7 protein-coding genes and 1 pseudogene are annotated in these 10,017 nt (G+C 56.6%); 4 read left to right on the top strand and 4 right to left on the bottom strand.

Annotated elements, in window-relative coordinates:
- A pseudogene (locus P0D80_RS26175) lies at positions 1 to 474 on the bottom strand (nitronate monooxygenase); the annotation flags it as partial.
- Positions 475 to 514: 40 nt separating this feature from the next.
- A complete protein-coding gene (locus P0D80_RS26170) occupies positions 515 to 1,069 on the bottom strand; it encodes a cytochrome b (RefSeq protein ID WP_408176024.1) in 555 nt (184 codons plus the stop codon).
- A 967-nt stretch (positions 1,070 to 2,036) separates the two neighbouring features.
- Here P0D80_RS26170 and P0D80_RS26165 point away from each other — a divergent pair.
- Positions 2,037 to 3,749 carry an FAD-dependent oxidoreductase gene (locus P0D80_RS26165; RefSeq protein WP_408287617.1) on the top strand — a complete coding sequence of 571 codons (1,713 nt, stop codon included), beginning with the start codon at positions 2,037 to 2,039 and terminating at the stop codon, positions 3,747 to 3,749.
- 99 nt (positions 3,750 to 3,848) lie between these two features.
- Here the strand turns inward: P0D80_RS26165 and P0D80_RS26160 are convergent, their stop codons facing one another.
- Positions 3,849 to 4,808, bottom strand: coding sequence for a LysR family transcriptional regulator (locus P0D80_RS26160; protein ID WP_408176186.1), 960 nt, complete (start codon positions 4,806 to 4,808; stop codon positions 3,849 to 3,851).
- Positions 4,809 to 4,937: 129 nt separating this feature from the next.
- Here P0D80_RS26160 and P0D80_RS26155 point away from each other — a divergent pair, with 129 nt between their 5' ends.
- From P0D80_RS26155 to P0D80_RS26145, 3 genes are read left to right on the top strand one after another with little or no spacing between them, the layout of a single operon-like run.
- Positions 4,938 to 6,224, top strand: a complete 1,287-nt coding sequence (locus P0D80_RS26155) for an MFS transporter (protein ID WP_408176027.1) — start codon at positions 4,938 to 4,940, stop codon at positions 6,222 to 6,224.
- Between the two features lie 13 nt (positions 6,225 to 6,237).
- Positions 6,238 to 7,782: a M81 family metallopeptidase gene (locus tag P0D80_RS26150; RefSeq protein ID WP_408176028.1), complete on the top strand. Its 1,545-nt coding sequence runs from the start codon at positions 6,238 to 6,240 to the stop codon at positions 7,780 to 7,782.
- Positions 7,783 to 8,796 (top strand): D-cysteine desulfhydrase family protein, encoded by a 1,014-nt coding sequence (locus P0D80_RS26145; protein ID WP_408176029.1) that lies wholly within the window; start codon positions 7,783 to 7,785, stop codon positions 8,794 to 8,796.
- Between the two features lie 229 nt (positions 8,797 to 9,025).
- On the opposite strand, the gene P0D80_RS26140 is transcribed toward P0D80_RS26145, so the two are convergent.
- Positions 9,026 to 9,415: a tautomerase family protein gene (locus P0D80_RS26140; RefSeq protein WP_408176030.1), complete on the bottom strand. Its 390-nt coding sequence runs from the start codon at positions 9,413 to 9,415 to the stop codon at positions 9,026 to 9,028.
- Positions 9,416 to 10,017: the final 602 nt, after the last annotated feature.

Here is a 10,017-nt window from a genome sequence, read left to right as displayed (position 1 = left end):
AGCCGGTAGCAGCGACATCAGGCCAATGGTGCCCCGGTTGAGGTGGCCACCGCTCTCGCTTCCCTGCGCCACGATCATATCCGCCCCGCGCTCGATTGCCATTTCGGCGAGTTCGACTGTGCCAACCTGCACCGAGACCACCAGCCCGGCATCCTTGGCACGGGGAATCATCTCGACATAGTCCTCGGCGTAGAACAGCGAAAGCAGCCGCGGCTTCTCCCTGAGGATCACCTGAAACTGCGCTTCGAATACCTCAGGACCACCGAACGACGGAACGAGGTTGACTCCGAAGGGCATGTCTGTCAGTTCCCTTGTTTCCCGTATCCATTTGAGCAGGGCCAGCGGCGGCAGTCGCAGGCCGCCGAGCGTACCCATTCCGCCGGCATTCGCCACCGCGGCGACCAGCTTGGGGCCAGAAATCGCCGCCATGCCCGCGAGAAAGATGGGATACCTGACGCCGCAGAGTCGAGTGACCTAGCTCACGGCAAAATCCGATTTGACTTCGCTCATGGCTTCAAAGCTCCACGTGTTTTCCGATCATTCGTTTTAGGGCGTCATTCCGTAAAACCAGGTGATTCTTGAGCGCGCCAAAGATATGCAGCGCCAAGCCCAGGAGAAAGGCTGTCGCGCCGACGTTGAAAAGGATATCGACAACTGGCTTGACCTGCGCGTTGGGTTCAATGAGAGCAGGTATCGCGAATCCGCCAGGCAGATCAATACCTTCTCCTGCGGCCGACTTTGAAAGCCATGCGGCGATCGGAAGCAGAACCATCGCCAGGGCTAGGGAAACTGCCACGGATCTACTGACGATCACTTCAATGGGGTTCGGCGTGCCGACGGGCAGGGGATGATAGGAAGACATCCGCGCCCCGAATCGATAGATCGAGATGACGAACAATATGGTGCCGAGCAGGTTTTGGATCCGCGTCAAGCCCGCGCTTTGCACCTCGCCGGCTGTTTGGCATATGGCGATGTCGAAGCCGATAATCGAGAGTAGCAGAGCGGCCACTAGCCAATGCAGCGCGATAGTGACGGGTGAGAACCCGAGGCCATTGTCCCGCAGTTTCATACCTACCTCCTTGCGTGTGTTTTCTGACGACGGTCGGGCCATGAAGAGGGCTGACACCGGCAGGTCAAGTTCAGCCTTCAAGGCAGGCGCCAGTCGAAATCCAAGTGGGTTGCTGCTTCGGATGCGCCCGACATCGTCTGCGTACCAATCCGGCATTGGCCGTGACTGTACGACTCGATGTTAGCGATGGTGGTAAGGAGGAGTTGATGGGCGAGGTTCATTGGCTTATCCCCGCAATAGTCGTTGCGCTGGCCTGCCCGAGTTTGCAACCGGTGCATCGAATAGCCAGTTGAATCCGCACCGAATACCGGCCGCTGCAGTTGTTTCCATCAGTTTGTCTCCGTCCATGGAAGGTTTTTGATGCGCAGTCCCATCAGGAGATTGCTTGGTCCACCTCCCGGGCTGCAGCTTTCTGTTTCTTGAACGATATATGGACCGTTCAATCACTTCAAATGATGATTTGTGATGGTTGAAATCTCTTTTAGTGAATTGGGTCGGATGAGCAAACGGGTGATCGCCCAAGTCAGAGAAGTTTGGAGGAATCCAGAACATCTGGCGGTCATTTCCAAACAGTGCTTGCCATGTCTACACATATCCGGGTGGGAACCAGAATCGTGCATCCATGCTGAACCCAAGTAGAGAAGACATCATCTTTGCGACCTCCCATGACATTCTCTATTTACCAGATGTAAAAGGTGTTGTTCATGCCTTGGCCTTTATTCAGCGTCGTCGAAAACCTTATAGTTCCTACTGGAGGCTGTGGGTTGGCATGGGTCGGATGTGTCGACCGCAGACATAGTTTTGTCGGCGTCCGTTGAGACAGATCGCGCTTGCCGGAGCGTATTCCAGCTGTATCCCTCGTTGCAGACTCTTGCAATGCTACGCAGTTCCTCGAGGCCAAACCCGAGCGATTCGGCAGCGAATAATTCGAATGCCCACTACCTCCTGGCTGAACAAGGAAACTTCCATGACGTTGAAAGACGGTGCACCACCCGGCGTCCGTGTCACGCCTGAAGATTACGAAACCGTCGAGGCAGGGCAGCGCACCCAGATTGAGCGGCGTCGGTATCAGATGTATCCCCGTTTGACCGCAACGCGGATAGCCAAGGCGGCTCGCTTCGGGACGACGGAACACTGGAAAGCCGGCGACGTCATGTTTCGCGCCGGAGAGCAGAGCGACGGCATGAGGATCTTGACTCGTGGAACCGTACATTTGATCGTACGGAACGGATTTGGGCAGTCGCGGCTTTTTCAGGAGGTTGGTGAGGGGCACTTTCTCGGAGAGACGGCCACACTCAGCGGCAAACCATACCTCGTTGACGCGATTGCCGTCACGGACGTTGATGCGTTCCTGATCGCGCCTGAGCGGCTCCGGGCGCTTCTGATTGCCGAAGCTCAACTCGGCTCGGAGATCATGCGCGCGTTCATTCTTCGGCGCGTCGGATTGATTCAGGATGGTAGTGGCCCGATCCTGATCGGATCTTCGACTGACGCGAGACTCATCGTTCTCGCAAATCTGCTGAGGCGCGCCAATCATCCACATCGGATCCTCGATCCGTCCGCGGACGATGAGGCTCGCGATTTCCTTTCGAAGACACAGTGCGTAGAAAGACAGATGCCGCTAGCCGTACTGGTTGACGGCTCTATCCTGCACAATCCCGATGAAACGCTTCTCGCGTCGAAGCTCGGTCTGCTGCTCGGCTTCGATGAAGCCGGCACGTACGACACCGTCATTGTCGGTGCGGGTCCAGCCGGACTCGCTGCGGCCGTGTACGCCGCGTCAGAAGGACTTTCCGTGCTCGTTTTCGACTCAAAGGGCTTTGGTGGACAGGCCGGCGCAAGTACCAGGATCGAAAATTATTTCGGGTTTCCAACCGGCATCTCCGGTCATGTTCTGGTTAGCCGCGCATATGAGCAGGCTGTTAAATTTGGCGCGGAAATAGTCATACCGACCGAGGTGGAAAAGCTGCATTGCGCCGAATCGCCCTTCATGATCGAACTCAGGGACGGTCGTTGCGCCCACGCGAAGACGGTCGTTATAGCATCCGGTGCTGCCTATCGCCGCCCTCAAATCACGGGCCTCAATGAGTCCGAGATTCGCGGCGTCTACTATTGGGCGTCATCGATCGAGGGTCGTCTCTGTCAGGGTTCGGAAATCGTACTCGTGGGAGGAGGGAATTCTGCTGGACAGGCAATCGTCTTCCTGGCGAGCTATGCAGCACATGTCCATGTGCTGATTCGACGCGAGAGCTTGCACGAAACGATGTCGAGATATTTGATCGATCGCGTGAGCTCGTTCGCCAACGTGACGATTCATAGCAACTCTGCCATCGAATCTGTCGCATCAGACGAGGACGGCGTGACGGAGGTTCATTTTTGTTCGGACGGAAATCACACACGAATCCCGACTCGCCATCTCTTTCTCTTCACCGGCGCCGACCCTGCCACCGGCTGGTTGCGTGGATGCGGAGTGGAGGTTGATGACAAAGGTTTCGTTATTACCGACCGCACGGGTTCGACGGAGTCAACGACGGCCAATTTCGCATTTCAGACGAGTGTTCCGGGCGTTTTTGCAATCGGCGACGTGCGTTCGACTTCGATTAAGCGTGTCACGTCCGCCGTCGGGGAAGGTGCCGGCGTAGTGGCCGAAATACATTCGCTATTGACGGCCCAACGTTGAGGCAGTGCCCGATCGCGCCTCCCGACGTAATCGCGTGCGACACGACCCTGTGTAGACGGTCAATACGGTGTGCGTCATGTTTTCCCACCGATGTACGCGTCATCCTTTTTTGCGTGTGCTTCGTTTCCGTGCTGACGATCTGTGTGACTGAAATACGGTCATATCGTACAGGATGCGTTTGAGGATCTCGTCAGCTGCCTTGGAAAGAGGACGCCCGTTGCGCACGAGGACTCTGGCTTGCGCGGACGAAAACAGCGGATGGTCGACCGTTCTAGAAACCAAGGTTCCTGCCTCGAGCTCGGCGCGGGCAGCAAACTTGGTTGCGAAAATGACGCCACGTCCCGTCTTCGCGAACCTGATCAGCACACGCAGGGAATTAACAGTGAGTACTGGCGCGAGACGCAGATTCTCCGCGAAAGCGAGGGCCTGCATGAGCTGACCGAGACCGAAGGACACCGGCATGAGACCGATCGGATAAGAAAGTGCATGATGGACAGAGATCGGTGTTCGGGTATCGCCCTGTGACAGTGGATGATCTCTTGCGGCGAGTACGACGACGGGCTCCGGGGCGCTTGCAAGGTATCGGGTGTGTGGGGAGTTGGGCGGGTTGTACGCTATCCCGATGTGCGCGATGTCTTCTTCGACTTCTCTTACCACCTCGTTGACCGGTGCCACATTCATTACGACATCCAGCTTCGGGTACTGCGCCGAGAAACTGTTCAGCACTTCGTCCAGGAAGTCATCGACGAAGCCTTCGCTGATGGAGATCCGAACCTGACCTCGCTGCAACCCACGCAACTCATCTAGCCTGTCCTGAAGATGCTCCTGCTGTGCCTGGCAGGCTCTCCAGTATTCCAGCAACTGATGTGCCGCCTCGGTTGGTGCCACGCCGCGGGATTGCCTTTCGAACAGGACCATCCCGACTTCATCTTCCAGCAGCTTGATCTGCCGCGTAATGACCGACGGCGCCGTGTTGACGCTGTCGGCGGCGCTGCGAATTGAGCCGTGGGTCAGCACTTCGTGAAAATAACGAAGCCTGCGTTGGTTTATTTCCCGCATGGCGTAAATCCCCGTGTTGCTCAAAAGACAACGATAGCGGTCCACGGTTGCTCTTGCAACCAGGTTTTTCTTGGGTAACGATGCAGACACCAGAACCGCCGGATCCGCTATCGAAACTGGAGCGAATTGATGTCTACACTGTCTTCCGCTGCGCTCTCGCATGGCAAGCGAGCTGTTTATCGTCGCATAGACTTGCATGTGTTACCGCTATTGGTGTGCTGCTATCTCTTCGCCTATCTTGATCGGATCAATATCGGCTTCGCGAAGCTACAGATGCAATCCGACATCGGAATCAGCGACGCGGCGTTCGGGGTCGGTGCAGGGATTTTCTTTCTGGGGTACATGCTCTTTGAAATCCCGAGCAACCTGCTGCTTCCTCGCCTCGGAGCGCGCAAAACGCTCAGCCGAATCATGGTGCTATGGGGACTCACATCCGCTGCCATGATGTTTGTTCACGATGTGCATTCGTTCTACATTCTGCGGTTCATGCTCGGAGTCTTCGAAGCCGGTTTCGCGCCGGGAATGGTCTTTTATCTGACATGTTGGTACCCACAGGCGCGGATGGCGCAGGTGATGGCTTTCGTGATGGCGGCCGCGCCTCTCGGTGGGATTGTCGGGGCACCTTTGTCGACAGGGATCATGGCCTTGCTTTCGGGTGCGCACGGGCTTGCTGGTTGGCAATGGATGTTTCTCCTCGAGGGCTTGCCCTGCGTTGTCCTCGGAGTCGTTACGTTCTTCTGTCTGGACGATCGCATTGAATCGGCGCGATGGTTGTCCAGCGATGAGAAGGCATCACTTTTGCAAGACATCGGAAGCCGGAAGGCGAGTCACGCGGGGTTCAGGGACGTCTGCACCGACGGTCGCGTCTACGTGATGGCATTCGCGTATTTCTGCCTTATATGTGGCATATACGCCGTCAGTTTCTGGCTTCCGACAATCCTCAAGTCAGGAGGCGTGTCAGATCTCATGACCATTGGCTTCCTGTCAGCCATTCCCTATGGTCTTGCGGTGATCGCGATGTGGGTGATAGGCAGAAGCTCTGATAAGCGGATGGAGCGTCGCTGGCATAGCGCGGTGCCCGCAATGGTTGGTGCGGTTGCGCTGGCCGTTTCAGCATTTTCGATAGGTTCGCTGTGGTTATCGCTCGGCAGCATTACGTTGGCGACAGCTCTCACGTGGGCTGCGTACACGGTATTCTGGGCCATGCCGTCAGAGCATCTGAAGGGGGACGTGGCGGCCGGCGGCATTGCGCTGATCAACACGATTGGGCTGGTTGGGGGTTTTATCAGCCCAAGCATCATTGGATGGGTAAAAAGCGCAACCGGGAGCATGCAGACTGCACTTCTGCCAACGGTTGCTCTGTTGATGGTGGGAGCGTGCGTTCTAGCGCTTATTCGATCCAAACGAGAGGCTTGAAGGACGCCACATCATGAAAATACTGATTGCCGGGTTCCAGCACGAGACAAACACATTTGCGCCGTCCAAGGCGGACTATGAGAATTTCGTCCGCGGGGAAGGATTTCCAGCTATGGTCCGCGAAGACGACGTATTCCAATTGCAAAACGTGAACATCCCGATCGGAGGATTTATCGAGGAGATGCAAGCGGAAGGACATCACCTGATCCCGATCATATGGGCGGCGGCGAGCCCTTCGGCCCACGTAACCCGATCAGCTTACGAGCGGATTGCTGGTGAAATCGTCGAAGCGGTCCGCACCACCAAGGTGGACGCGATTTATCTGGACCTGCACGGAGCAATGGTGGCCGAGCATGTCGATGACGGGGAAGGGGAACTGCTGGCACGCATTCGAAGTATTGTCGGTGGTGACCTACCTGTTGTCGCGTCACTTGATCTGCATGCGAACGTAACGGAGCAGATGCTGCGCAATGCAAGCGGTCTCGTGGCATACCGGACGTACCCTCACGTGGACATGGCCGATACGGGAAGGGCTGCGGCGCATCTATTGCGACGGCTGATAGCCAGCAAAACGCCGGTCACGATGGCCTATCGGCGCATCCCGTTTCTCATTCCGGTGAATGCGATGTGCACACTGCTTGAGCCGGCGCGTAGCGTCTACCAACATCTGACAGCTCAGGAAAATACCGCAGTACTGTCAATTTCGTTCACACCGGGATTCCCCGCTGCGGATTTTCCGGAATGCGGACCGATGGTCTGGTGCTATGCCACCGAACCAGACCACGCGGATGCGGCGGTGGCAGCCATTTATGACGAGATCATCGAGCGGGAGTCCGAATGGGCGGTCGAATTTCTTAACCCGGACGAGGCTGTACGTGAGGCGCAGCGAATCGCTTCCCGCGCGAACCGCCCGGTGGTCATCGCCGACACGCAGGATAACCCTCATGGCGGCGCGGATTCAAATACGACGGGAATGCTCCGGGCACTGGTGCGCAACAAAGCTCAGGGCGCTGCACTGGGCCTGATGTGGGACCCTGAAGTCGTTCGAGTGGCTCACAAGGCGGGCAAAGGAAGTTACATCACAGTAGCGTTGGGCGGCAAGTCTAAGGTTGTTGGTGACTTTCCGTTCGAGGCGACATTCGAAGTTGAACATCTTTCAGACGGCAAATGTATCTTTGATGGTCCGATGATGCACGGAATGCACGTCGATGTCGGTCCGACGGCCTGCCTTCGAATTGACGACGTGAGAGTCGCGGTGAGTTCCGTTAAGGCACCGATGAACGATCGCAACCTTTTCAGAATGGCTGGTATCCAGCCTGAGAAGATGAGGATCCTGGTGAACAAGAGCTCGGTGCATTTCCGCGCGGACTTCGGTCCTATTGCCGAGCGTATTCTCGTGGCCAAGTCGCCTGGCCCGATGGCGGCTGATCCGGCCGATCTGCCGTGGAAACGACTAGGAGCCGGTACGCGTGTGCGCCCAACCGTGAGTTCGACCCGGCCACCCAACGACGACACTCTCCGTATCGACGAACGATCAACCAACTTGTGGGGTGATTAAATGACATTGCGAGTACCGGATCTTTCCCGGTTTCCCAAGGCGCAATTGCGCGACGGGCCTTCACCGATTCTGGCACTGCCTAGATTGAGTCAGCACCTAAGAGGTGCCGAGATCTATGTCAAGCGGGAAGATCTTGATGGCCTGGGAGGCGGCGGCAACAAGCTGCGCAAGCTCGAGTTTCTGATCGGGGAGGCGCAGGCGGCAGGCGCCGACACGATCATCACGGTTGGCGGCCGACAGTCGAATCATGCCCGGTTGACGGCAGCGGCGGCTGCGCGCATTGGAATGAAATGTGAACTGGTGCTCTCGAGGCTGGTTCCGATCGAAGACGATGACTATGTCGAAAATGGCAACGTGGTACTAGATCGCCTCTTTGGTGCGGTCATCCATGATGTTCCAGGGAACGTTAATGCGCTGCAGGTTGCGGAAGAGCGGGCCGCAAAGCTGCGTGGCGAAGGCCGAAAAGTGTATGTGTGTCCGCTCGGCGGATCGAGCCCGGTCGGCTGTCTGGGCTATGTTTCCTGTGCAATTGAGATTCTCGACCAGTCGAGGAGCGGCGGAATTGACTTTGACTATATCGTTGTCGCAAATGGCAGTGGTGGCATGCAGGCCGGGCTTATAGCGGGGGCGATCGCTGCTGGTGTGTCGCCGATGAAAGTAGTGGGGTACACGGTTCTTGCGCCGCTCGAAAAAGCGTATGCCACCACGTGCGAAAAAGTGCAGCAGACGCTTGACTTGATGGGTTCTGGTCTCACGGTATCCGGCGACGACGTTGTTCTCCATGGTGACCAACTCGGAATCGGCTACGGATTGCCTACTGACTCAATGCGCCGGGCAGTCAATCTTTTGGCCAGTCAGGAAGGCCTTCTGTTGGACCCAGTATATAGCGGCAAGGCGTTCGCGGGTCTGATTCAGAGCGTCGAGAATGGAGCTTTCGGTGCGGGGAAAAAGGTTCTGTTTCTTATGAGTGGGGGTACTCCTTCGTTGTTTGCATACCGCACCGCGTTCGACTGACTGGGGATTTATCCGTCGGGCCTCTCAGAATTGATAGCAAAAACAAGCCTTTAAACCATTTTCTGAATGAACGATGTTGTTACTGCGGCTTACCGAGTGCGGGGCTAAAGCGGTGCACCCGAATCCTTTGCTAACGCTCCATGGCAGGCCACGGGGTGGGAGCCAGGCTGGCAATGCGGTCAGAGTGATCTGGAGCCCGTCAGGCAGCAGCGACCACGTTGTACACGTGTCAAAGTTCGCCGGTTAAATACTGAGCGACGCCGTTCCCGAAGCTCCAGTCCGAGTCTGAGTTGGTGGTGATGGAGACGATCACATCATTTGCACCCGTGCCACAGTTTGCCGCTAATTCGGCCGTAAGCTCACTATAGAATTTGCGCTTTGACTCGTCAGAACGTGGACGAGTGGTGACTGAAACCAGCGTCAGTTTTTCGGTACGTACGATTCCGAGCCCGGTGTCTTCCGCGACTAACCGGCGGAGATTGTGTTCCGTCAACACCTGATAGCGGTCCGTTTGGGGTACTTCGAAAGCCTTGACTACGGCTCGATGTACGGCATCGAGCAAGGAGTTGATTTCAGCCTCCGTTCTTCCTTGAAGGACATCGATACGAATTAGCGGCATTCTTTCCTCCGTGAATAAAAGAAACGGTGTCGGCGCGATGGCACGAGCGATGGGAATGATCCAGCCTGGATTCCCAGCCTGACAATGCGACCTTCGGCATGGATACCAGCCAAACGTATGTATCGGCGCTGGGCCTGGTGACCCTAACGATGCTGAGCATCAAGATGTGAAAGCTATCGCCGGCAAGCGCTTATCCTACTTTGCATTCCTCTTTCTTTGGCCGATACAGTGGCGTGGACACTTGAACACCGGCCAACAATTGAAATTCGCGCGGCGTCGCACGACCGGTGATGATGGCATCGCAGAATGGTTGACGCACAGGAACAATTGAATTACCACAGACTGCGATCATCTCGCATCGAAAGTCGTTCAGAATACGAGGCATCCCCATCACAGCCGAAACGTCATGGTGTCTCTTGACGTGGTCAGGCTATTCACATGAACACTAACCCGCAACACGCATCCGTGAAGATGACTCGTGGTAGCAGCGCCAGCCGCTCTGCCGAAGGCCCGCCGGACCTTCCGTGCGCATTCGCCTGACGTTTGTCCCGCTCGGCTCTGGTGCTCGACGAACTCGCCACCCATGTCGTGTCGCGGTTTCC

Source organism: Paraburkholderia sp. RL17-373-BIF-A (genome assembly GCF_046030175.1).
GTDB lineage: Bacteria > Pseudomonadota > Gammaproteobacteria > Burkholderiales > Burkholderiaceae > Paraburkholderia.
This window is presented reverse-complemented; position numbering and strand designations above follow the sequence as displayed.